The following is a 22043-nucleotide window of genomic DNA, read 5'->3' on the forward strand; positions in this document are numbered from 1 at the left end:
CCGAGGCGTGCCGCCTTGGTTGCCGGCCCGAGGGCGGGTGGTCCGCACCCCACATGGAGCCGCCATGGCGGACATCCCGGTCGACGTCCTGACCCCCGATCCCGACCCTGATCCCGACCCCGGTACCGGCCCCGACCCCGATACCGATCCCGGCCCCGATGGCGACGCGTTCGCCGCCACCGGCCGCGAACGGGTGATCGCCGAGGTCCTGGCCCCGGTCGTGCAGGCGGAGCGAGTCCCGCTCGACAGCAACTTCTTCACGGACCTCGGCGCGGACTCCATGGTCATGGCCCGCTTCTGCGCGCGGCTCAGGAAGCGCGAGGACGTACCGCCCGTCTCGATCAAGGACGTCTACCGCCACCCCACCGTCAGGAGCCTGGCTGCATCCCTCGCGGACGCCCCGCCCCCGGCACCCGCGCCGGCTCTCGCGGCGTCCCCCGCGACGGGCACGGCGCCGTACGGACCGGGCACCCCGGGCACGCCGGGTGGCCCGTCGGGCGCGCCGCGTTACGCGCTGTGCGCGACGCTCCAACTGCTGTTCTTCCTCGCGTACTCCTTCGCGGCGGCCCTCGTCCTCACGGCCGGCGTCGAGTGGATCGCGGACGGTTCGGGTCTGCTCGTCACCTACCTGCGTGCGGTCCTCTTCGGGGCCGTGGCCTTCCTCGGGGTCTGCGTACTCCCGATCCTGGGCAAGTGGGTGCTCGTCGGCCGGTGGCGCCCGCGGGAGATCCGGCTGTGGAGCCTGGCGTACGTCCGCTTCTGGTGCGCCAAGACGCTGATCCGGGCGAATCCGCTGGCGCTGTTCGCGGGTTCCCCCGTCTACTCCCTCTACCTGAGGGCGCTGGGCGCGAGGATCGGCCGGCGGGTGACGGTCTTCACCCGCCACGTGCCGGTCTGCACCGACCTGCTCACCGTCGGCGACGACACCGTCATCCGCAAGGACGCCTTCCTCAACTGCTACCGGGCGCAGTCCGGGGTGATCAGGACCGGCCCGGTCACGCTCGGCCGTGACGTGCTGATCGGCGAGGCGACGGTGCTCGACATCGGGACCTCCATGGGCGACGGCACCCAGCTCGGGCACTCCTCCTCGCTGCACGCGGGCCAGTCCGTGCCCGTCGGCGAACGCTGGCACGGCTCCCCGGCCCAGCCCACCGACATCGACTACCGCCGCGCGGCCGGCCCCGCCCGCTGCGGCACCCTGCGCAGGACGGCGTACGCGTCGACGCAGGTGCTGACGGCCCTGGTGCTGTACGTGCCCCTGGCCGTCGGCGGCGCGGCCCTGCTGACGGCCGCGGTCCCGCAGTTCCGCGCGCTGCTGGCCCCCGGGCCCACGGCGCTGACCGGCTGGACGTTCTACGCCGACGCCCTGGCCGCCTCCGCGATCTTCTTCTTCGGCGCCGTCGTCGTGGGCGCCCTGCTCTCGGTGACCGTCCCGCGCGTGCTGGGTCCCGTCGTGCGGCCGGGCCGGGACTACCCCCTGTACGGTTTCCGCTACGGGGTGCACCGGGCGGTCGGCTTCCTCACCAACCGGCGCTTCCACAAGGTCCTGTTCGGCGACAGCTCGGCGATCGTCGCCTACCTGGGCCGTCTCGGGTACGACCTGGGCGAGGTCGAGCAGACCGGCTCCAACTTCGGCCTCACGGTGCGGCAGGACACCCCGCGCCTGACCAGCGTCGGCCGGGGGACGATGGTCGCCGACGGGCTGTCGGTCATCAACACCGACTACACCGGCACCTCCTTCCGCACGTCCGAGGTGACGATCGGCCCGCACAACTTCCTGGGCAACTACATCGCGTTCCCCGCCGGGGCCAGGACCGGCAACAACTGCCTGCTGGCGACCAAGGTGATGGTGCCGCTCGACGGGGAGGTACGGGAGGGCGTCGGCCTCCTCGGTTCGCCGAGCTTCGAGATCCCCCGATCCGTCCTGCGCGACAGCAGGTTCGACCACCTCGTCCGGGACCGCGTGGCGTTCCGGCGCCGCCTGGCGGCCAAGAACCGGCACAACGCCGCCACGATGGCCCTGCACCTGGGCTCGCGGTGGCTGTTCTTCTTCGCGGTCGCCCTGGTCGTGTCGGCGGCCGCGGACCTCTACGGCACGTTCGGTCCGGCTGTGATCGCGCTCGCCAACGTCCTCACCGTCCTGTTCGCCGTCGCCGGCATGGTGCTGACGGAACGCGCCACCGCGGGCCGGCACGGCCTGCGGCCGCTGTACTGCTCGATCTACGAACGCCCCTTCTGGCGGCACGAGCGCTACTGGAAGATCACCAACCCGACCGAGGCGATCGCGGTGTTCAACGGCACGCCCTTCAAGACCGTCGTCTGGCGGCTGCTCGGCGTCCGCATCGGCAGCCGGGTCTTCGACGACGGCTGCTACGTGCCGGAACGGTCCCTGGTCAGCATCGGCGACGAGTGCGTCCTCAACGAGGGCACCCGGATCCAGTGCCACTCGCAGGAGGACGGCACCTTCAAGTCGGACCGCACCACGCTGGGCAGCCGCTGCACCGTCGGCGTGGGCGCCCTCGTCCACTACGGCGTGACGATGGGCGACGGGGCGGTCCTGGCGCCCGACTCCTTCCTGATGAAGGGCGAGGAGGTGCCGGAGCGGGCCCGCTGGGGCGGCAACCCGGCCCGGGAGATGCGGGACGCCGCGATGGGCGCGCCCGGCACGCCCGGCTGAAGCCGCCCCGCGGGGAACCTTCTTGAGCCGGCTCCCGTTTCTACAGCGCTGTAGTAAACGCGGGAGCCCGTCCGGGAGCCGGTCCGGGCGCCGCCGAGACCTGGAGCGTTCATGCCCCTGTGGGACCGCATCAAGGAATCCGCCGCCACGATGCACACGCAACTCGTGGCCAAGAAGAACGACCTCAAGAGCGGTGCCTTCCGTGACGCCGCCATGGCGATGTGCGCGCTCGTCGCCGCGGCCGACGGCACCATCGACCCGTCCGAACGGCGCCGGGTCGCCCAGCTGATCGCCACCAACGAGGTCCTGCAGAACTTCGACGCGACGGACCTCCAGCGCCGTTTCGACGCCAACCTCGCCAAGCTCACCTCGGACTTCGACTTCGGCAAGGTCAGCGTGCTGCAGGAGATCGCCAAGGCCGCCAAGAAGCCCGCCGAGGCCCGCGCCGTCGTCCAGATCGGCATCGTCATCGGCGGCGCCGACGGCGATTTCGACAAGACCGAGCAGGCCGTCGTCCGCGAGGCCTGCCACACCCTCGGCCTGCCGCCGCACGAGTTCGACCTCTAGATCCAGGCCGCAGGCGCCTCGCCACCGGGACGGGCCGGGACCGGCGGACGACCGGGTGCTGCCGTCCGCCCCGGCGGCAGCACCCCCGGCCGGCGGCCTACAGCGGGGTGGCCGCGTGCAGGACGAGGAACAGGGTGACCGCGGCGTTCGCCGAGGAGAGCGCCGAGGCGGCGGTGCCCGCGGCGGCGCCCCAGGCGGCCAGGCCCACCGCCGTGCAGACCGGCGGCCAGACGCGCCCGGCGGGGGCGGGTGCCAGCAGGGCGGCGACACGGCGCGGCACCGGGCCCGTCGTCGCGAACCCGGCGAGCCCGGTGATCCCCTCGGAGCCGGCGGACCCCACGAAGCCCGCGAGGCCCGCACCCGGAGCCCCCGCGGAGACGAGTGCGGCCCGGCCGATGGCCAGCGCGACGGTACGACGGCTGCCGACCGTACGGGCGGCCTCCTCGTCCGCCCACCGTTCGGTCGTGTACGAGACCGCCGAACGCAGCGGCCGCAGGAAGGGGTTGGCCCTCGCCGCGAGGTGCACGACCAGCAGGAACCGGTGGTGGCGGCGGGCGAGGTGGGACCGTTCGTGGGCGAACAGGGCGCGACGCTCGCCCGCGGTCAGCCGGCCCAGCATCCCCGTGCTGACCACGATCCGGGGCCGGCGGCCCGGCAGCGCGTACGCGTAGGGCGCGCCGTCGCGCAGCACCGCGACCGGGCCGGCCGGCAGGCCCTCCAGCGCGCGCCGCGCCCGGCCGTGGACCGCGCGGTGCCGCCACACCGCCCGCGCGCACGCGCCGAGCACGACGGCCAGACCCGGTATGGCCGCCTTGCCGGCGACCTCGTCGTACGGGACCGCCGCACGCACCTGCGGGTCCGACCAGCCGTCCGGCAGCGGGTTGCCCGGCAGTTGAGCGGTGCCGACCACCATCAGCAGGGCCAGGCAGAGCGTGCTGCACAGCGCGAGCACCCCGGCCACCGCCGACAGGAGCCAGGTCGCCGTGCGGGGTGCAGGTGCTGCGCCGCGAGCCGGGCGACGGGCCACGCCGTCAGGGGCAGGACCAGCGGAAGGAAGACGAAGACCCCCATGGCCCGCCCTACTCCTCGGATTCCCCGGCCTGTTCCAGCAGTTCGCGCAGCATCTGCTCGTCCTGCGGCAGCAGTCCGGTCACGAAGCTGGCCAGGACGGCCTGCCGGTCCTGCTCCCCGTCCAGCACCTTGCGCATGCGCAGCGCCGCCAGGTCCGCCTGGTGGGCGGTCGGGGTCCACACGAACGACCGGCCGGCCCGCTCCCGTGTCACCGCGCCCTTGGCGAGCAGCCGCGTCAGGATGGTCACCACCGTGGTGTAAGCGAGGGCGCAGTCCAGCTCCTCCTGCACCTTCGCCGCACTCGCCGGTCCCGGCGCCGCGCGTAGCGCCGCCAGCACCTCGGCCTCCAACTCGCCCTGACCGCGCCGCCTGCCGTGCACCCGGTCCCTCACCCCGTCTCCCTCCAGCCGGCCGCGGCACCCGCCGTGGCCGGGGCGGTTCATCGTAGCCAGCGGCGGCCGTGCGCCCTGGCCCACGCCTACTACAGTGCTGTAGTTTCACAGGGTCGTCACTTCGGGCGCCGCGCGCCCCGTCCAATCGGAGGGAATCCGCACGATGTTCGGCCTCAGCGAACTCGCCCTGCTGCTCATCGTGGTCGTGGTCGTGATCGGCATCAGAAAGCTGCCGGACCTCGTCCGCTCCGCCGGCAAGGCCACCCGCATCCTCAAGAGCGAGGCCGCGGCCATGAAGGCGGACGACGACCCGGCGGCCGAGCGGCCCGCCCCGCGGGTCATCCGGGCGGCTCCCGGGGACGTGACCCGCGCGTCCGACGAGCCCGGCGGCTCCGGCCGCTGAAACCTCCCCCGCTACCCGGCCGAGGGGCCGTCGCGCCGCCCGCGTGACGTCCCCCGGCGGGCGGCCGTCGGGCGGCCCGCCGGGGGCGGGACGGATCAGGCCGGCTCCTCGACCTCCGCGGCGGGGCCGACGAGTTCCTCGAGGACGTCCTCCATGGTGACGTAGCCGAGCAGCGTGCCGTCGTCCGCGGTGACCGCGGCCAGGTGGGTGCCCGCGGCCCGCAGGGCGGTGAGCGTGTCGTCCAGCGGGGTGGTGGGGCGCAGCCTGATGACGGGGCGGAGGGCGCTCCCGGGGAAGGGCCGGTCGCGCTCGGCGACGCCGAGGGTGTCCTTGATGTGGAGGAAGCCCAGGACGCCCCCGTCGGGGCCGGTGACCGGCAGGCGCGAGTAGCCGGAGGCGGTGGCGGTCCGCTCCAGCTCGTCCGGGGTGACCCGCTCGCCGACGGTGACCATGCGGGCGGCCGGCACGAGGATCTCCCCACCGGGCGGCTGCCCAGTTCCAGGGCGTCGCGCAGGCGCTCGCCGCCCGTGGCGTCGAGCAGTCCGGCGGCGCTGGAGTCCTGGACCAGGCGGGCCAGTTCGTCGTCGGTGAAGACGGCGGCGACCTCGTTCCTGGGCTCGACGCGCAGCAGCCGCAGCAGGGCGTTGGCGAAGGCGTTGATGCCGAAGACCACCGGCCGCAGCGCGCGTGTGACGGCCACCAGGGGCGGGCCGAGCAGCAGCGCGGAGCGCTCGGGCGCGGCGAGCGCGATGTTCTTGGGCACCATCTCGCCGACCAGCATGTGCAGGTAGGTGGCCGCCGTCAGGGCGATCACGAACGAGATCGGGTGCACCAGCGCGTGCGGGACGTGCGCGGCCTCGAAGCCCGGCTCCAGCAGGTGCGCGATGGCGGGCTCGGCGACCGCGCCCAGCACCAGCGAGGAGACGGTGATGCCCAGTTGCGCGGTGGCCAGCAGAGCGGACAGGTGCTGCAGGCCCCACAGCACGGTGCGGGCGCGCCGGTCGCCTCCTTGCGCGCGCGGCTCGATCTGGCTGCGGCGTACGGAGATCAGGGCGAATTCACCGCCCACGAAGAAGGCGTTGGTCAGCAGGGTGAGGGCGCCGACGGCCAGCTGCAGCGCGGTCATCGGGCGTCCTCCGTGATGCGTGCGACGCGTACCCGCTCGGCCACGTGGTGGTCGACGCTGAGCACGGTCAGCCGCCAGCCGTCGTGATCGATGCTGTCCCCGGGGGCGGGGATGCGGGCCAGCTCCGTCGAGACGAGGCCGGCGACGGTCTCGTACGGGCCGTCGGACGCGGTCAGGCCGATGCCGGCCAGCTGGTCCATGCGGACGTTGCCGTCGGCCTCCCAGGAACCGTCGTCCGCGGGGGCGAGGTCGGGCCGCCGCTGGGGGTCGTGCTCGTCGCGCACGTCGCCGACGACCTCCTCCACGACGTCCTCGACGGTGACGACACCGGCGGTACCGCCGTACTCGTCGATGACGACGGCCATGGTGCGGCGGCTGCGCAGCCGGTCCAGCAGCCGGTTCACCGGCAGGCTGTCGGGGACGAGCAGCGGGGCGGTGGCCAGTGCCTCCACGGGCGTGGTGGCGCGCTCCCCGGCCGGGAGGGCCAGCACGTCGCGGATGTGGACGGTGCCGATGACCTCGTCCAGGCCGTCCCGGTGGACGGGGAACCGGGACAGGCCGGTGGCCAGCGAGAGCGCCACGGCGTCGGCGGCGGTCGCGCGGGCCTCCAGGGCCCGTACGTCCACGCGCGGGGTCATGACGTTCTCCGCGGTCAGCTCGCTCAGGTGGAGGGTGCGGACGAAGAGCTCGGCGGAGTCCGGTTCCAGCACGCCCGCGGCGGCGGAGTGCCGGGCCAGGGCCCGCAGCTCGTCCGGTGTGCGGGCGGAGGCCAGTTCCTCGGCCGGTTCCAGGCCGAAGCGGCGCACCAGGCGGTTCGCGGTGTCGTTGAGGTGATGGATCAGGGGTGAGAAGGCCGCGGTGAAGCCGCGCTGCGGCCCGGCCACCACCTTGGCGACGGCCAGCGGGCTGGAGATCGCCCAGTTCTTGGGGACCAGCTCGCCGATCACCATCAGCACGACGGTCGAGACGAACACGCCGAGGACGGTCCCGGTCACGGACACGGCGCCCTCGGGCAGGCCGGCGGCCTGGAGGGGGCCGCCCAGCAGGACCGCCAGCGACGGCTCGGCGAGCATGCCGATGACCAGTGAGGTCACCGTGATGCCGAGCTGCGCGCCGGACAGCTGGAGGGTCAGCCGCCGCACGGCCTCGAGGGCGCCGTCCGCGCCGCGCTCGCCGGCGGCGGCGGAACGTTCCAGCTCCCCGCGCTCGACCGTGGTCAGGGAGAACTCCGCCGCGACGAACACCGCGCAGGCCAGGGTCAGCACCAGGGCCAGCAGGAGGAGCAGGACTTCGGTCACCGTGTCACCTCCGTTCCCACGCCTCGGCGGGTCTGTCGGGGGGTGACACGGTCGGTACTCGGTGGATGGTCCATCGCGGGAACCGCGGCTCCTTCTTCGTGCTCGGTACGGCGGGTTTCCCCCATGGTAAAGGAAGCGCAAAGGAGGCCGTCAATGGAGACGGCCCTTCTGTGGCACGGGCGACCCGACCGCGCGACCGGCGGGATTCCGCTCGGCCATGTGGGTGTCTTGGGAACTTCTTTACCTGACGCGGTAGTTCTGCGGGTGGCCCGCAGGGGCCGACGGAACCACAGGTGAAGGAGTGAACGCACGGCCCGCTCCACCGCGGGCCGCACCCCCGCCCGTCCGGCCACCCGCACCGCCACCGCCCCACGACCGCCGTACGACCTCATGTCGCGCACCTCACCCGAGCGGCTCCGTCCCGCCGGGCCGTGCCGACCCGACCATCCGTGGAGTCACCCCCCGATGTCCTGGTTCGAAGCCGCCGTCCTCGGCCTGCTGCAGGGGCTCACCGAGTTCCTGCCCGTCTCCTCCAGCGCCCACCTGCGCGTGTTCTCCGCCCTGGCCGGCTGGAAGGACCCCGGTTCCGCCTTCACCGCGGTGACGCAGCTGGGCACCGAGACGGCGGTGCTGATCTACTTCCGCCGCGACATCGTCTCGATCGTCAAGGCCTGGACGACGTCCCTCTTCGTGCCCGACCGGCGCAAGGACCCCGACGCCCGCATGGGCTGGTTCGTCATCATCGGGACGGTCCCCATCGCGGTGCTCGGCGCCGTCTTCCAGCACAGCATCGAGACCTCCCTGCGCGACCTGCGGATCACCGGCGCCGTGCTGATCCTCTTCGGGCTGGTCCTCGCCGTTGCCGACCGGACCCGGGCGATCCGCAAGGCCAAGCCCATCAGCGAGCTGACCCTCCCGCACGCCCTCGGGTACGGCTTCGCGCAGTCGCTCGCCCTCATCCCCGGTGTCTCCCGCTCCGGCGGCACGATCAGCGCGGGGCTCTTCCTCGGCTACAGCCGTGAGGCGGCCGCCCGCTACTCGTTCCTGCTGGCCATCCCGGCGGTGCTCGCCTCCGGCACGCTGGAGCTGTTCAAGATCGGCGACGGGTCCGCCCCCGCCTGGGGGCCGACGCTGCTCGCCACCGGGATCGCCTTCGCCGTGGGCTACGCGGCCATCGCCTGGTTCCTCAAGTACGTCTCCACGCACAGCTTCACGCCGTTCGTGGTCTACCGCGTGCTGCTCGGCGTGCTGATCCTGGGGCTCGTCGCGGCGGGTGCCGTCGCGCCGGGCGCGGGCGGCGTGGGCTGACCGCCGCCGGGCTCAGTCCTCGTCCTGCGACTCGTCACCCTGGTCGTCGCCCTGGTCGTCGTCACCCTGACCGCCGCCCTGGCCGGCGGACGGCGTGAGCGACCCGGGCGAGGACCCGCTCCCCTCGGTCGACGTCGCGCTCGGACCGTCGGTGGGGGTCTTCGCGGAACTGCTCTCCGGCGAGAACCAGACCATGCCGAGGATCACGGCCACCACGAAGGCCACCACCCCGGCGATGGCGCTCGCGACGCGGGGCCGGTAGCGGATGAACTCACGGGGGGTGCGGCGCTGCGCCGGAGCGGCCCGCCGCCTGGAGGCCGACGCCGCCGAACGGGCGCTGCGTGCCGAGCGCGTCGCCGGCGGCCGGACCAGCGCCGCCGTACCGGCCTCGTGCCCGGCCCCGCCCGGGGCGCCGTTCGACGGCACGGTGGCCAGCGGCGGGACGGAGTGCGCGCGCCACGCGTCCGTACGGAACCAGTCGGCGACGTCCTGGGCCGTCGGCCGCTCCTCGGGCTGCTTGGCCAGGAGCCCGAGCAGGTAGTCCTCGAAGGCGGAGGGCAGGTCGGCGCCCAGCTGGGAGGGCGGCACGGGGGCACTGTCGATGTGCTGGTAGAGCAGCGCCGTCGCACTGTCGCCCTGGAAGGGTGCGCGGCCCGTCAGCAGTTGGTAGAGGACGCAGCCGAGGGCGTACACGTCGGAGGCGGGTCCCGCCGTCCGGCCCAGGGCCCGTTCGGGCGCGAGGTAGAGGCTGGTGCCGACGATCTGCCCGGTCATGGTGAGCCCTGCGGCGGGATCGTCGACGAACCGGGCTATCCCGAAGTCGCCGATCTTGAGCGATCCCGCGGCGTCGAGCATCAGGTTGCCCGGTTTGATGTCGCGGTGGACGATGCCCTGCTGGTGGGCGGCCGCCAGTCCCGCGGCGGCCTGCGCGGCGACGACCGCGACGTGATCGGCGGTCAGCAGGTGCCCGGCCTCCAGCAACTGGGCGAGGCTGTCGCCTTCGACCAGTTCCATGACGAGGAAGAACCGCCCGTCCCAGGCCCCGAAGTCGAAGACCGCCACGACGTGCGGGTGCCCCAGACGCGCCGCCGTCTGTGCCTCCAGCCGGAACCGCGCGGCCGCCGAGGGGTCGGACCCGTCGCCCAGCAGCAGCTTGACCGCGACGGAACGTCCCAGCACCTCGTCGGTCGCCCGCCACACCTCGCCCATGCCGCCGCGGCCGATGGGCGCGTCCAAGCGATACCGATCCGCCACCAGCACGTCGTACGACCTCGATCCCGCGAGCCAAACCAGACCCCCCTTAAGGTACTTCACCCGCGCACCCGCGATGACCTGCGGCCGCAACCGCCGGGGGCTCACACCTCGCCGAGGAACCCCGGGTCGGCCGGGCCCGTCCGCCGGGCGAAGTCGGCGGCGGCGCCCACGAGTTCGCGCATCGGAACCGCCGTCCGGGTCGTCGCCGCGAGGTCGGCGTGCGCCTCCTCGGACCACAGGAACGGGTACACGGCGAGCCCCTGCGAGGGGGCGAGTGCCGCGGCCTCCTCGCGCCACGCCGGCGGGCGCAGCCCCTCGTAGAACATCGCCGTCCGCCCCGAGAGCAGCCAGGCGACCCACTCGGCGTAGCCCATGTCCATCGCCTCCCAGGCGAGGGTGTCGGGCGCGAAGTACGTCATCCGGCCGGGCGCCCCGGGGCGTCCCACGGCGGCGGGATCGTGGCCGTTGAGTGCGAACACCCCGCCCAGCACGTCCTGGCCGACGACGAGCCCGGTGCCGGGGTGCCAGGCCGGGTCGAAGGCCGCCGGGAAGCGGTTGGCCCGCCCCAGGCTCGGCAGGCCCCCCTCGCCCGTCCCGCCGCCGCCGAACACCCGCACCCATCCGTCGTCCAGGAGCAGCCCGCCGGTGTTCAGCACCAGGGCGCCCAGGGCCGACCGGGCCGTCACCTGCAACTGCAGCAGGCACCGGCGCCCTTCGCCGGGATCCGCGGGCAGCACCCGGACGGGCACGGGGGCGGCGGTGAGCATGGTCTCCAGCTCCGGCCAGGCCGGGGCGTCCACGTCGGTCAACTCGTCGATCTGGCGCATTTGAGGATGATCCCAGCCGGGCCCCGGCCCGCCGGACTCAGCCCCGCCGGACTCAGCCCCGCCGGTCCCAGGCGGCGTTGTGCAGGAAGTGGGTGTCGTACCGTTCCTGCACCTCCAGCAGGCTCTCCGGGGTGGCCCCGCCCAGGGCGACCGCTGCAAGTGGCGGAAGTACTCGTACGATCCGGACGCGCCGGGAGCGCGAGCGAGCCGACCGCGAGCAGCTGATCATCACGGCCGCGCGGGAGCCGGCCGAGGCCGAGGGCTGGGACGCGGTCACCACACGGCGGCCGGCCGCCGAGATCGAGTACAGCCAGCCCGTCCTGTACAGCCACTTCAAGGGCAAGGACGCCATCATGGCCGCCGTCGCGGTGCAGGGCTTCGCGGAACTCGCCGCCGATCTGCGCCGCGCGCGTACCGAGGCGCCGGACCCACGGGAGACCTTGCCGCGGTGAGCGAGGCGTACACGGCGTTCGCGCGGCGGCGGCCGGCCCTCTACGACGCGATGTTCACCCACCAGGTCGGCCTGCCGTTCGCCACGCCCGAGGCCCCGGCGGCCCTGCGCGAGGCGTTCGGCGAACTGCTGCGGGCCGTCGAGCCGGTCGCGGGTGCCGGCGACGCACCGGACCTCCTCACGGAGACCTACTGGGCCGCCCTGCACGGCCTGGTCACCCTCATGCGCAGCGGACGGCTGCCAGGAGGCGGCACACGGGCGCCGACTCGCCCTGCTGAACGCCCGCTTCACCGGCGGCGGTTGACCCGCCGCCGGTGGCATCCGGGTCCCTCAGGGGACGAGGACGGTGAGTGAGGTGTCGGTGACGGCGAACCCGAGCCGCTCGTACAGCCGGCGGGCGGGGTTGGCGTCGCTCACGGCCAGGCCGATCCGCGGCAGACCGCCCGCCGCCGCGTCCGCCAGCACCCGGCGCAGCAGCCGCGAACCGAGACCGGCGTAGCGGGAATCCGGCTGCCGGAAGACCGTCGTGACCCACGGGAGGCCGTCCCGGTCCGTCACGACGACCCCCGCGACCACCTGGTCGGCCTCGTCGACGGCCAGGGTGCTGCACGGCAGGACGGGCCCGAGCACGGCGCCCGCCAGCAGCGGGGCCAGCTGGCTGTCGAGAGCCGCCTCGTCACCGCCCTGGACGTGGTCGGGATGACCGGGTCCGAAGGCGGCACGCCAGGCGGGGAACAGCTCCCGGGCCCCGCGGTCGCAGGGCGCCGTGCGCAGCCCGTCCGGCAGGGGCGAGGTGCCCCACTCGCGCGGCGGGGGGTCGGCGACGAGGTCCCGCGCCATTCCGTGCGCGTGCCGGAGCACCCGGGCACCGTGCCGTACGAGCTGCTCGCCGAGTTCGACGGAACCCGACACGGCCCACCCCCGCATGCCCGCGAGCACGGCCGGGACGGGGTCGGGCCCCACCGCCTGGGCGAGGTCGGCCCATGGGCGGCCGTCCCGGACCCCCTCGACGTACGTCAGTTCCGGCAGTCCCCCGGGCCCGCGCAGGACCAGGCGCTCTTCCTCGTGCACGGTCACTCAGTACCCGCCCGCCGGCGTCGGCATCGCTCTCATGCGGCCCATGCTGCGGGCCGCCCGCCGGTGGGCGCAAACGAATTGCGGCCGGGGCCGCGGCGGCGCACCGGCGCGCCCGACCGTCAGGCCCGCGGGGCCGGGTAGGTCGGGTACTCGACCTCGGAGACGTGCTGGACGACCCGGATGACCTGGCAGGAGTAGCCGAACTCGTTGTCGTACCAGAGGTAGAGGATGGCGTTGTCACCGTCGACCTTGGTGGCGCCGGCGTCGACGATCGAGGCGTGCCGCGAGCCGACGAAGTCGCTGGAGACGGCGTCGGGGGCGCTGATGAAATCGATCTGGCGCTTGAGCGGCGAGGTCAGCGACACCTCGCGGAGGTGGTCGAGGACCTCCTCGCGGGTGGTCTCGCGGCCGAGCTGCAGGCTGAGGATCGCGATCGAGACGTCCGGTACGGGCACGCGGATCGAGCTGCCGGTGATCTTCGCCTTGAGGTCGGGCAGCGCCTTGGCGACGGCCGAGGCGGCGCCGGTCTCGGTGATGACCATGTTGAGCGCCGCCGAGCGGCCACGGCGGTCGGAGCCGTGGTAGTTGTCCAGCAGGTTCTGGTCGTTGGTGAAGGAGTGGACCGTCTCGACGTGGCCGCGCAGGACGCCGTACTCGTCGGCCATCGCCTTCAGCGGCGGCACGATGGCGTTGGTGGTGCAGGAGGCGCAGGACAGGATCCGCTCGTCCGGCTTGATCATGTCGTGGTTGACGCCGTGGACGACGTTGGGCACGTCCCCCTTGCCCGGCGCGGTCAGGACGACCTTGTCGACACCGGGCCGCAGGTGCTGCGACAGCCCCTCGCGGTCGCGCCACCGGCCGGTGTTGTCGATGAGGATGGCGTCCTTGATGCCGTGCGCGGTGTAGTCGACCGACGCCGGGTCGTCGGCGTAGATCACCTTGATCACGTTGCCGTTGGCGATGATGGTGCCGTTCGCCTCGTCCACGGTGATCGTGCCCTGGAACTGGCCGTGGACGGAGTCGCGGCGCAGCAGCGAGGCGCGCTTGACGAGGTCCTGCCCGGAACCCCTGCGGACGACGACGGCACGCAGCCGCAGGCCGTTGCCGGACCCGGCCTTCTCGATCAGCAGCCGGGCCAGGAGACGGCCGATGCGGCCGAAGCCGTAGAGGACGACGTCGCGCGGCTCGCGGCGCTCGATCTTGCCGTCACCCGTGGCGCCCGCGACGGCCTGGGCGGTGAACTCCTCGACGGACAGCCCGCGGTCGTCGTCCCGGTAGCCCGCGGCGAGCATCCCGAGGTCGATCTGGGAGGGTCCGAGGTCGAGCGTGGTGAGGGCCCGCAGGAACGGCAGCGTCTCGGTGACCGACAGCTCCTCCCCGGCGATCTGCCGGACGAACCGGTGGGCCTTGAGGATGCTGATCACCGACGTGTTCACCAGGGAGCGGCTGTGCAGCAGGACGGTCACGTCCCGCTCCCTGTGCAGCTTCCCGATGATCGGGATCATCGATTCCGCGATCTCCTCGCGGTGCTTCCAGTCGGTGAACGAGTCGTCATTGACAGTCACAGGCTTATCTTTCGAGCTAGGCGGTGCTCATATGTTAACCACACGGCCACCTCGTGCTTCCCGCGGGTCCTGCCGCCCGCCGCCTTCAGGAGACGGCGACGACCCCGACGGCCGCCGAACCGGTCCGCGCGCGCAGGAGGACGTCGTAGAGGAACCGGTCGCCGGCCCGCGGCGCCACGACCGCCCGGGCACCGGTCGGCAGCGCGCGGGACACGCTCTCGTGCCGCTCCCCCGGCGCCGAGCCGCTGACCGCCACCAGCCGCACCGAGGTCCTGCCGATGTTCTCGAACGTCACGGAACGGGTCCGGGGACAGGGACCGTCGTGCTCGCCCGCGCAGTGGAAGCGGACGTCGCCGAGCTCCACCAGCCCGCACGAGACGTCGGTGGCGAACGCGAAGTGGGAGGAGCAGACGGCCCCGACCCGCAGTTCCTGCGCGGGCGCCTCGGCGGCCGTGCCGCCCGGACGGGGGTCGTCACCGGGGCGCGGCGCGTCCGCGCAGGAGACGGCCGACACCCCCAGGGCGGCGGTGGCGAGGGCTGCGGGCAGGAGTGCTGTGCGCACCTGTGGCTCCAGAAGTGGTGCGGTCGGCGAGCCGGCGCTCGCCGCGCTGCCGGACCGGTCGCCGGCGGGAGGGCGGGGTGGGGGGAGGACCGGGGGCCCGGACGCGGGTGGGGCCCGGAAGCCGTGGCTCACGGGCCCCACCCTCACTGCGTCGTACGCGTGTCAGCCGTTGTGCGCGGGGCGCTGCGTGGCGATGACGTCGTTCGCGTACACCAGGGCCACCCGGTGGTTGAACTGGATGGTGTACATCTTCTTGGCGCCGAAGACGACCTTGCCGTCGGCCTTGAAGTAGTCGTCGGTCAGGGCCGGCGCCGCGGTGGCGACGTAGGCCTGGCCGGACGGGATGGAGTACATGCTCAGCGGGGCCTGGGTGGAGGCGCCGTAGCCGGCCGGGTACTCCGCGGCGTCCGGGTAGCTGGAGCCGTACACCTTGGCGGGCGGCGTGGCGGGGGTGACGCCGGCCTTGATCAGGGTGTAACCGCCGCGCGCCACGAGGGTGTTGGCGCCCTTCGGGTTGTGGAACCACACCTTCGCGCCGCTGAACCAGATCGCGGTCCAGGGGCCCTCCTTGCCGGCGACCACGAACTGCTGGCCGGCCTGCACGGTGTTGCCCCAGTCGTTGATCCGGTCGGTGCCGTTGCCACCGGAGTGGATAGCCTGGTCACCGAAGAGGGGCGCGGTGTCGCTGGGGGCGGTGCGCACGAACAGGGAGTTCGACGGCTGCGTCACCTTGGTGCACTCGGGGGTGGCACCGGTCGGGTCGTCGCTCGGGCAGATCTCGACGGTCTGCTCGTTGTGCTCGAAGCCGGGCGCGATGGTCACCACGGAACCGACGTCGCCGACGCCGCGCTTGCCCTCGGCGGGCGCGCCGACGAGGTCCATGAAGTGCTCCCAGTCCCAGGACGGGCCCGGGTCCCAGTGCATGCCGGAAACGGTCGCCGACGTCGGGCCGACAACGTTGTCGTGTCCGACGATGTGCTGCCGGTCCAGCGGGATGTCGAAGCGTTCGGCCAGGTACTTCACCAGCTCGGCGGTGGCCTCGTACTGCGCCTCGGTGTACCAGTCGGCCCCGTGCGCGGCGAAGCCCTCGTGCTCGATGCCGATGGAGTGCATGTTGGACGAGTAGTTGCCCGCGTGGAAGGCGATGTCCTTCGTGGGCATCATCTGCGTCACGGCGCCGTCCGAGGACCGCATCACGTAGTGCGAGGCGGCCGAGCTGCCCGGGGTCTGGAAGGTGGCGATGGCGGACTCGTAGGAGCCCTCGATGTCGTGGATGACGATGGTGTCGATCCGGATGCCGTTGGCCGGCCGGCTGGAGACCTGGCCGTTGCTCGACGCCGCCGGCACGAAGGTGCAGTCCACGGTGGTGGGGCACTCGGTGTCCGCGGTCGCCGCGACCTTCAGGCGCAGCTTGGCCAACTGGCCTGTTGCGGGCTCGACCTGCGGCATGGCGGCGAGGCGGACCCGCTGCCCGTCCGCCGTGGTCCGGCCGGCGCCCTTGGCCAGGGTGGCGAAGACGCGGTTCGCGAAGGCCTTGGCGCCCTGCGCCTGCGAGGCCTGGCTGTAGCGGGCGACCGCCCCGTACCAGTCACCGGCCTCGGCGGAGACCGAGCCGCCGGTGGCCTTCTGGTACGACGCCAGCAGCGCCGCGCCGCCGCGGATGTTCGCGGCCGGGTCGCCGCGCAGTTCCGCCGCGGTCAGGCCGGTCAGCTTCGCCGCGGCCTGCAGGGTGTGCTGCGCCGGGTCGGCGACGAAGGACGCGATGTCGCTGCGGCCGGCCGCTCCGGCGGCGCCGCCGGACACCATCTCGGTGGTGACGTCGGTGAGGTGCATCGGGCCGTAGCCGCCCGCGGCGCTGTGCCCGCCGGCGTGCCCGTCCCACGCCGACTCCTGGTACGCCACGGCCAGCAGCAGCTGCTCCGGCACGTGGTACTCCTCGGCCGCCGCGGCGAAGTCCCGCTGCCGGGCGGTGTCCGCCGGCGCGGCGCCGGTGGCCTGCGCCGTCAGCGGCACGGCCACCGAACCCGCGACCACCAGCGCGCCGGCCGCGGCCAGCAGGCCGGGCCGGCGCCGTTTGGCATGCCGGCGGGTGGATGTCTCTGAAGTCATGAACGATCCCAAATCTTGAACGAAGGGGGCCAATTCCCCCGGCCACACTGCGATGTGACGTGTCGCCGCCCCGTGGAGGGCTCGCGGATTCTACTCACGCCGCATCCCGCGGAACTGAGGCGCCGTCACTATCGAGCCACGCGCGCCCGGCCGGCCGTGGAATCCCGGACCGGGCGGCCGCGCGGGAAGGGCGCGGGGGTCCATCAGCCGGATTCCCGGCACCCGCCGCGACTCCCGTTCCCGCACCGGGGATCCGGCAGGGAGGGAAGGGCGCGGGCCGTGTTCGCGGACGGATCCGGCCGCTGTGTCGCAGCCGCACGGCGCCCCTGTGCGTCACCGCCCCGACGGTGGAAACTCACGGAGATCCTCTTCCTGTCCGGACGGGCGTGCACACGGGAGCCGCGGGCCCCGGCCACTTGGCGCTTGCTGCGTCAAGGAGTAGATCAAGGGAGAGCTGCATCATGCAAGTAAGTGCCGGGACATAGCCGCCCCAAAACGGGCATTCACGGTCCGGTTGCGGAGCAGAAGTCCATTCCTTGGAATGAATCACCACCTTGACAGGTGACGTTGTCGTGTGCCAGTGTCGTCACCACTTCAATGGGTGACGAGGCGGTCATCGCGCCACCGGAACGGGAGAGGCTGCGTGAGCCAGGCAGTGGAGTACGACTACCTCGTGGTGGGCGCGGGAACGGCGGGCAGCGTGCTGGCCGCGCGCCTGTCCGAGGACGGCGACGCCCGCGTCCTCCTGCTGGAGGCGGGCGGGTCCGAGGTGCCCGACGCGATGCCGGTGCCCCCCGCGTGGCCGCGGCTGCTGGGCACGTCGTCCGACTGGGGCGACCGCACGACCGAGCAGGCCGCGGGCGGCGCGTCCGTCCCCCTCGCGCGGGGCCGCGGCCTCGGCGGCTCGTCGGCGATCAACGCCATGGTCTTCACCCGCGGGCACCGCAGCTCCTACGACGCCTGGGCCGCCGGCGGCGCCGAGGGCTGGGACTTCGACGCCCTCCTGCCGTACCTCATGCGCAGCGAGCGCGCGCAGGGCCGTGACCCCCGTACGCGCGGGCAGCACGGTCCCCTGACCGTCGCCCCCGCCCGCGAGCCGAACCCGGTGCTGGAGGCCTCTCTGGAAGCGGCCGCCGAGGCGGGCCACCGCAGGGCCCGCGACATCAGCTCCGGGCTGGAGGAGGGCTTCGGCCGGCCGGACCTGAACATCGTCGACGGCCGGCGCCAGAGCGCCGCCGACGCCTACCTCACGCCCGCCTCCGGACGGGCCGGCCTCCGCGTCGTGACCGGTGCGCTCGCCCACCGCGTCCTGCTGGACGGCGACCGCTGCACCGGCGTGGCGTACACCGCCGGCGGAGAGCGGGTCACCGCCCGCGCCACCCGCGAGGTGATCCTCACGGCCGGCGCCATCGGCACCCCGCACCTGCTGATGCTCTCGGGCATCGGCCCGCACCGGCACCTGCGCGAGACCGGCGTCGAGGCCGTCCACGACCTGCCCGGTGTGGGAAGCGGTCTGCAGGACCATGTGATGGCGGGCGTGGTCCACTCCGCCGCCCGCCCGGTCCCCGCCGCCCGGAACAACCACGGGGAGGCCCTCGGCCTGCTGCGCAGCACGCCCACGGCCGACGCCCCCGACCTGCAGATCATCTTCGTCGACGTCCCGAGCCACTCCCCCGCCCTCGCGGGTCCGCGCGAGGGCTACACGATCCGCGTGTCGCTGATGCGCCCGCACAGCCGCGGCACGGTGCGGCTCGCGGCGCCCTCGCCGGGCACCGCCCCGCTCGTCGACCCGCGGTACTACAGCGACCCGCGCGACCTGCGGGCCATGGTCGCCGGCATCCGCGCGGCCCGCGAGATCGGCCGGGCCAGGGCGCTCGACGGCTGGCGCGGCGAGGAGGTGCTCCCCGGCCCGGACGTCGAGGACGACGCGGCGATCGCGGCCTACCTCCACCGGGACCTGGCCTCCTACTTCCACCCGGTCGGCACGTGCCGGCTCGGCACCGACGAGGGCGCCGTCGTCGACGAGGAGCTGAGGGTCCGCGGCCTGGAGGGACTGCGCGTCGCCGACGCGTCGGTGATGCCGTCGATCGTCTCGGGGAACACCAACGCGACGGTCTACGCCATCGCCGAACGGGCCGCCGAGTTCGTCTCGCGGAAGGGGGCGTGAGCATGAGCGACCAGGAGAACCGGGCGGAGCGCGGGGCCCCCGTCGCACGCCGCGCCATGCTCGGCATGCTCGGCGCCGGGGTCGCGGGTGTCGCCGCGGCGCCCTGGCTGCAGCGCGGCTGGGAGAACTTCCTCGGAGCCGCCTCGCAGGCGGACCCCACGGGACTGACCGGAGTGCTGCCCAACCCGGGCGGCTTCCGCTACTACAGCGTCGTCGGCTCGGTGCCCCGCAAGGACGCGCGGACCTACCGGCTGAGGGTCAACGGTCTCGTCGACCGGCCGCGCACGTACACCCTCGACGAGCTGCGCGCCCTCCCGCAGCGGCGGATCGTGCGCGACGTGCAGTGCACCGATGGGTGGCGGGTGGCGGACACCCCCTTCGAGGGCGTGCCGCTGTCGGACCTGCTGGACGCCGCGGGCGTGCGTCCCGACGCCAAGGCGATCCACTTCACCTGTTTCGACGGCGTGTACACCGAGAGCCTGACCCTCGAACAGGCCCGCCGCCCCGACATGCTGGTCGCCCTGAAGATGCAGGACAAGCCGGTCAGTCATGAGCACGGCGGCCCCGTCCGGCTCTACGCCGCGCCCATGTACTTCTACAAGTCGGCCAAGTGGCTGTCCGGAATCACCGTGACCGACGAGGTCGTCCCCGGCTACTGGGAGGAGTACGGCTATGACGTCGACGGCTGGCTCGACGGCGCCGACCGGCGCGGCGGCGCGCAGGCCGCCTGAGCGCGCGGCGCGCGTGCTGCGGTTCACCCGCGCCGAACGCTGGGTGCACCGCGGCACGGGTCTGCTGATGCTGCTCTGCCTGACGACCGCGGCCTGCCTCTATCTGGGGCCGCTGGCCCAGCTCGTCGGGCGGCGCCACCTGGTCGCGACGGTCCACGAGTGGTCGGGGATCCTGCTTCCGCTGCCCCTCCTGCTCGGTCTGGCCTCCCCGGCCTTCCGCGCCGACCTGCGAAGGCTGAACCGTTTCGCCTCGTACGACCGGCGCTGGCTGCGTGCGGCGCGTAAGCGTCTGACCGCCCCGGACCTGCGGCCCGCCGGCAAGTTCAACGCCGGCCAGAAGCTCTACGCGGGCTGGCTCGCCGGGGCCGTGCTGGTCATGACGGGCACCGGGCTGCTGATGTGGTTCACCGGACTGCTGCCCGCGGTCTCCCGCACCAGCGCGATCTTCGTGCACGACGTCCTGGCCTGGGCGATCGCCCTGGTGGTGATCGGTCACCTGCGCAAGGCGTTCCAGGACCCCGAGGCCCGGCTCGGGATGCGCACGGGCTACGTGTCCCTGGGCTGGGCGAAGCGGTGGCACGCCCACTGGCTGGAGGAGGACCGCCCGGCGGCGAAGCACTCCCGGGAGCCCTGAACCGCTCCCGCGCACGCACGGCAGGCGGCCGGTCCCCGATCCCCGGGGCCCGGCCGCCTTGCGTGTCGTGGGGCTACGCGCCGCGCGCGCCGGACACGGCCGGCGGCTTGGCCGCCTTCTTCCGCGCGCGGTACGCCGCGGCCTTCACGCGGTTGCCGCAGGGGTCCATGGCGCACCACTCGCGGCGGCTGCCGTGCGAGCGGTCGAGGTAGATCTGCGTGCACTCCGGCCTGCTGCACTCCTTGACCAGCTCCGCGTCAGGGCCGCTGAGCAGCCGCACGGCCTCGCGGGCCAGCGACGACAACGCCTGCTGTGCCGTCGCCTCGACCCTGCGCCCCTCCCTGGTCAGCTGCGGGACGGCGGACGGCCCGCGTGCCGCCGCGTTGAGGAGCGCCAGCGCGTCGCTCTCGTAACCCCTCTTGTTCAGGGCGGAGCTGACGAGCGAGAAGACCGCCTCCCGGAGGGAGACCGCGTCCGCCACGTCGTTCGGCTGCGAGCGCACGTCCACGTCGACGAGTCCCGACTCGCGGAACCAGGCGTCCAGGCTCTCCGGCGTCGTGAGCATCTCCTGGGGGTCCGGGTTACGGCGGCGCCTCAGGGTGCCCACGAAGTCCAGCACGGGCAGACCGCACTTGAACACATGCATCATGTCACCATTTTGACAGGTGACGAACAAGAGGGCAAGGTGCCCGCGCCGACGACTGTGCGGCTTCCCCTCCCGGGCCCGGCCCGGGGCCGGGCTCAGGAGGCGACCGGGGTCAGGAGACGACCGGGGGCGCGGCGGCGAGCAGGTCGAGGGAGAGCTGCCACAGACGCGCGGCGCTCCGCGGGTCCACGGCGTGGGCGGCCACCCCGCGGCGCAGCCCCGGCCGGTGCGGAGCGGCCTCGGCGCAGTCCTCGAAGTACCGGCCGGTGACGCCCTCGACCAGCGGGGACGCCGCGAGCAGCACCGAAGTGGCGGCGCCCTGCTCGATGTTCTTCACCGAGACGCCGTCGCTCCGGCCGGGCTCGAAGGACGCGGGGGCGTCGAGGGCCGATCCGATGTGCCGGGCGAGGTTGGTCTCGGCGATCCGGCCGGGGTTGAGGGCGTTGACGCTGATGCCGTCGCCGGCCCAGCGCGCGGCCGCCTCCACCGCGAACAGCACGTTGGCGGTCTTGGACTGGCTGTAGGCGGCCCAGGCGTCGTAGGGCCGGCGCTCGAAGTTGACGTCGTCGAAGAGGACGTCGCCGTTCACGTGGCCGACCGAGGCGACCACCACCACGCGGGCGTCACCGGCGGCCCTGAGCGCCGGGTGCAGTCCGGTGGCCAGGGCGAAGTGGCCGAGGTGGTTGGTGGCGAACTGCAGCTCCCAGCCCTCGGGGGTGCGGGTCTCGGGGGACGCCATGACGCCCGCGTTGGCGACCAGGATGTGCAGCGGTCCCTCCCACGCGGCGACGAACGCGGCGACCGACGCCCGGTCGGCCAGGTCGAGGGGTACCGTCAGGACCCGCGGGTTCCCGGTCCCCGCGGTGAGGGCGGCGGCGACCCGCTCGCCCGCCGCGGTGTCGCGTACGGCCAGGGTGACCTCGGCGCCCGCGGCGGCGAGGGCGCGTGCCGTCTCCACGCCGATGCCCGAGGAACCGCCGGTGACGACGGCCCGCCGTCCCGTGAGGTCCACGCCGGCGACGACCTCCGCCGCGGTGGTCCGCGCTCCGAACGGGGTGGTGACGAGTGCCTGCTCGGTCATGGCGTCTGCCTTCCTGTGCGCCCCGTCCTGCGGAGCGGGGATGGGATGTCCGCTCTCCAGGCAAACACCGGGAAGCACAGGTCAGGGGGGTGGAAGC

At 73.6% G+C, this 22043-nt stretch carries 17 protein-coding genes and 3 pseudogenes; 8 read left to right on the plus strand and 12 right to left on the minus strand.

Annotation, left to right across the window (positions count from 1 at the left end):
• Nucleotides 1-64: 64 nt before the first annotated feature.
• Together ACFZAU_RS19740 and ACFZAU_RS19745 are read left to right on the plus strand one after the other, a co-directional pair.
• Nucleotides 65-2677: a Pls/PosA family non-ribosomal peptide synthetase gene (locus ACFZAU_RS19740; RefSeq protein ID WP_500553218.1), complete on the plus strand. Its 2613-nt coding sequence runs from the start codon at nucleotides 65-67 to the stop codon at nucleotides 2675-2677.
• A gap of 111 nt (nucleotides 2678-2788) precedes the next feature.
• Nucleotides 2789-3244: a tellurite resistance TerB family protein gene (locus ACFZAU_RS19745; protein WP_500553219.1), complete on the plus strand. Its 456-nt coding sequence runs from the start codon at nucleotides 2789-2791 to the stop codon at nucleotides 3242-3244.
• Nucleotides 3245-3341: 97 nt separating this feature from the next.
• Here the strand turns inward: ACFZAU_RS19745 and ACFZAU_RS19750 are convergent.
• Both ACFZAU_RS19750 and ACFZAU_RS19755 read right to left on the minus strand, forming a co-directional pair.
• Nucleotides 3342-4315, minus strand: a pseudogene (locus tag ACFZAU_RS19750) (M56 family metallopeptidase).
• Between the two features lie 8 nt (nucleotides 4316-4323).
• Complete coding sequence (locus tag ACFZAU_RS19755; protein ID WP_500553220.1) at nucleotides 4324-4707, minus strand: BlaI/MecI/CopY family transcriptional regulator; 384 nt, start codon at nucleotides 4705-4707, stop codon at nucleotides 4324-4326.
• A gap of 163 nt (nucleotides 4708-4870) precedes the next feature.
• Between ACFZAU_RS19755 and ACFZAU_RS19760 the strand changes: the two genes are divergently transcribed.
• Nucleotides 4871-5110 (plus strand): twin-arginine translocase TatA/TatE family subunit, encoded by a 240-nt coding sequence (locus ACFZAU_RS19760; RefSeq protein ID WP_500553221.1) that lies wholly within the window; start codon nucleotides 4871-4873, stop codon nucleotides 5108-5110.
• A gap of 95 nt (nucleotides 5111-5205) precedes the next feature.
• Here ACFZAU_RS19760 and ACFZAU_RS19765 read toward each other — a convergent pair.
• A pseudogene (locus tag ACFZAU_RS19765) lies at nucleotides 5206-6236 on the minus strand (hemolysin family protein).
• The gene (locus tag ACFZAU_RS19770) at nucleotides 6233-7534 is read right to left on the minus strand and encodes a hemolysin family protein (RefSeq protein WP_500553222.1); all 1302 of its coding nucleotides are present in this window, start codon (nucleotides 7532-7534) and stop codon (nucleotides 6233-6235) included. Before ACFZAU_RS19770 ends, ACFZAU_RS19765 begins: the two are co-directional and overlap by 4 nt.
• 465 nt (nucleotides 7535-7999) lie before the next feature.
• On the opposite strand from ACFZAU_RS19770, the gene ACFZAU_RS19775 reads away from it, so the two are divergent.
• A complete protein-coding gene (locus ACFZAU_RS19775; protein WP_499600906.1) occupies nucleotides 8000-8842 on the plus strand; it encodes an undecaprenyl-diphosphate phosphatase in 843 nt (280 codons plus the stop codon).
• Nucleotides 8843-8854: 12 nt separating this feature from the next.
• On the opposite strand, the gene ACFZAU_RS19780 is transcribed toward ACFZAU_RS19775, so the two are convergent.
• Together ACFZAU_RS19780 and ACFZAU_RS19785 are read right to left on the minus strand one after the other, a co-directional pair.
• Nucleotides 8855-10096, minus strand: a complete 1242-nt coding sequence (locus ACFZAU_RS19780; RefSeq protein ID WP_500553223.1) for a serine/threonine-protein kinase — start codon at nucleotides 10094-10096, stop codon at nucleotides 8855-8857.
• A 101-nt stretch (nucleotides 10097-10197) separates the two neighbouring features.
• A complete protein-coding gene (locus ACFZAU_RS19785; protein ID WP_500553224.1) occupies nucleotides 10198-10923 on the minus strand; it encodes a DUF2625 family protein in 726 nt (241 codons plus the stop codon).
• A gap of 131 nt (nucleotides 10924-11054) precedes the next feature.
• Between ACFZAU_RS19785 and ACFZAU_RS19790 the strand changes: the two are divergent.
• A pseudogene (locus ACFZAU_RS19790) lies at nucleotides 11055-11678 on the plus strand (TetR/AcrR family transcriptional regulator).
• Nucleotides 11679-11704: 26 nt separating this feature from the next.
• Here the strand turns inward: ACFZAU_RS19790 and ACFZAU_RS19795 are convergent.
• The 4 genes from ACFZAU_RS19795 to ACFZAU_RS19810 form a co-directional block, all read right to left on the minus strand.
• Nucleotides 11705-12445 carry a GNAT family N-acetyltransferase gene (locus ACFZAU_RS19795; protein ID WP_500553225.1) on the minus strand — a complete coding sequence of 247 codons (741 nt, stop codon included), beginning with the start codon at nucleotides 12443-12445 and terminating at the stop codon, nucleotides 11705-11707.
• Between the two features lie 125 nt (nucleotides 12446-12570).
• Complete coding sequence (locus ACFZAU_RS19800; protein ID WP_499600917.1) at nucleotides 12571-14016, minus strand: glyceraldehyde-3-phosphate dehydrogenase; 1446 nt, start codon at nucleotides 14014-14016, stop codon at nucleotides 12571-12573.
• An 85-nt stretch (nucleotides 14017-14101) separates the two neighbouring features.
• Nucleotides 14102-14578, minus strand: a complete 477-nt coding sequence (locus ACFZAU_RS19805) for a hypothetical protein (protein ID WP_500553226.1) — start codon at nucleotides 14576-14578, stop codon at nucleotides 14102-14104.
• Between the two features lie 162 nt (nucleotides 14579-14740).
• Nucleotides 14741-16687 (minus strand): N-acetylmuramoyl-L-alanine amidase, encoded by a 1947-nt coding sequence (locus tag ACFZAU_RS19810; protein ID WP_500553227.1) that lies wholly within the window; start codon nucleotides 16685-16687, stop codon nucleotides 14741-14743.
• A gap of 655 nt (nucleotides 16688-17342) precedes the next feature.
• On the opposite strand from ACFZAU_RS19810, the gene ACFZAU_RS19815 reads away from it, so the two are divergent.
• From ACFZAU_RS19815 to ACFZAU_RS19825, 3 genes are read left to right on the plus strand one after another with little or no spacing between them, the layout of a single operon-like run.
• Nucleotides 17343-18854 (plus strand): GMC family oxidoreductase, encoded by a 1512-nt coding sequence (locus ACFZAU_RS19815; protein ID WP_500553255.1) that lies wholly within the window; start codon nucleotides 17343-17345, stop codon nucleotides 18852-18854.
• A gap of 2 nt (nucleotides 18855-18856) precedes the next feature.
• On the plus strand, nucleotides 18857-19585 hold the full coding sequence (locus ACFZAU_RS19820) for a molybdopterin-dependent oxidoreductase (RefSeq protein ID WP_500553228.1): 729 nt from the start codon (nucleotides 18857-18859) through the stop codon (nucleotides 19583-19585).
• Nucleotides 19527-20219, plus strand: a complete 693-nt coding sequence (locus tag ACFZAU_RS19825; RefSeq protein WP_500465084.1) for a cytochrome b/b6 domain-containing protein — start codon at nucleotides 19527-19529, stop codon at nucleotides 20217-20219. The genes ACFZAU_RS19820 and ACFZAU_RS19825 overlap by 59 nt, the downstream gene beginning before the upstream one ends.
• Nucleotides 20220-20292: 73 nt before the next feature.
• Here ACFZAU_RS19825 and ACFZAU_RS19830 read toward each other — a convergent pair whose 3' ends face one another.
• Together ACFZAU_RS19830 and ACFZAU_RS19835 are read right to left on the minus strand one after the other, a co-directional pair.
• Nucleotides 20293-20865 carry a CGNR zinc finger domain-containing protein gene (locus ACFZAU_RS19830; RefSeq protein ID WP_500553256.1) on the minus strand — a complete coding sequence of 191 codons (573 nt, stop codon included), beginning with the start codon at nucleotides 20863-20865 and terminating at the stop codon, nucleotides 20293-20295.
• 112 nt (nucleotides 20866-20977) lie between these two features.
• Nucleotides 20978-21946 carry an SDR family NAD(P)-dependent oxidoreductase gene (locus ACFZAU_RS19835; protein WP_500553229.1) on the minus strand — a complete coding sequence of 323 codons (969 nt, stop codon included), beginning with the start codon at nucleotides 21944-21946 and terminating at the stop codon, nucleotides 20978-20980.
• Nucleotides 21947-22043: the final 97 nt, after the last annotated feature.

The sequence above is a fragment of the Streptomyces sp. NPDC008238 genome, assembly GCF_042956445.1.
GTDB lineage: Bacteria > Actinomycetota > Actinomycetes > Streptomycetales > Streptomycetaceae > Actinacidiphila.

Excerpts from the sequence above, each read along its gene's own strand:
- ACFZAU_RS19740 (WP_500553218.1), top strand. The coding sequence starts at position 65 with ATGGCGGACATCCCGGTCGACGTCCTGACCCCCGATCCCGACCCTGAT.
- ACFZAU_RS19745 (WP_500553219.1), top strand. The coding sequence starts at position 2,789 with ATGCCCCTGTGGGACCGCATCAAGGAATCCGCCGCCACGATGCACACG.
- ACFZAU_RS19760 (WP_500553221.1), top strand. The coding sequence starts at position 4,871 with ATGTTCGGCCTCAGCGAACTCGCCCTGCTGCTCATCGTGGTCGTGGTC.
- ACFZAU_RS19775 (WP_499600906.1), top strand. The coding sequence starts at position 8,000 with ATGTCCTGGTTCGAAGCCGCCGTCCTCGGCCTGCTGCAGGGGCTCACC.
- ACFZAU_RS19785 (WP_500553224.1), bottom strand. The coding sequence starts at position 10,923 with ATGCGCCAGATCGACGAGTTGACCGACGTGGACGCCCCGGCCTGGCCG.
- ACFZAU_RS19810 (WP_500553227.1), bottom strand. The coding sequence starts at position 16,687 with ATGACTTCAGAGACATCCACCCGCCGGCATGCCAAACGGCGCCGGCCC.
- ACFZAU_RS19820 (WP_500553228.1), top strand. The coding sequence starts at position 18,857 with ATGAGCGACCAGGAGAACCGGGCGGAGCGCGGGGCCCCCGTCGCACGC.
- ACFZAU_RS19825 (WP_500465084.1), top strand. The coding sequence starts at position 19,527 with ATGACGTCGACGGCTGGCTCGACGGCGCCGACCGGCGCGGCGGCGCGC.
- ACFZAU_RS19830 (WP_500553256.1), bottom strand. The coding sequence starts at position 20,865 with ATGCATGTGTTCAAGTGCGGTCTGCCCGTGCTGGACTTCGTGGGCACC.
- ACFZAU_RS19835 (WP_500553229.1), bottom strand. The coding sequence starts at position 21,946 with ATGACCGAGCAGGCACTCGTCACCACCCCGTTCGGAGCGCGGACCACC.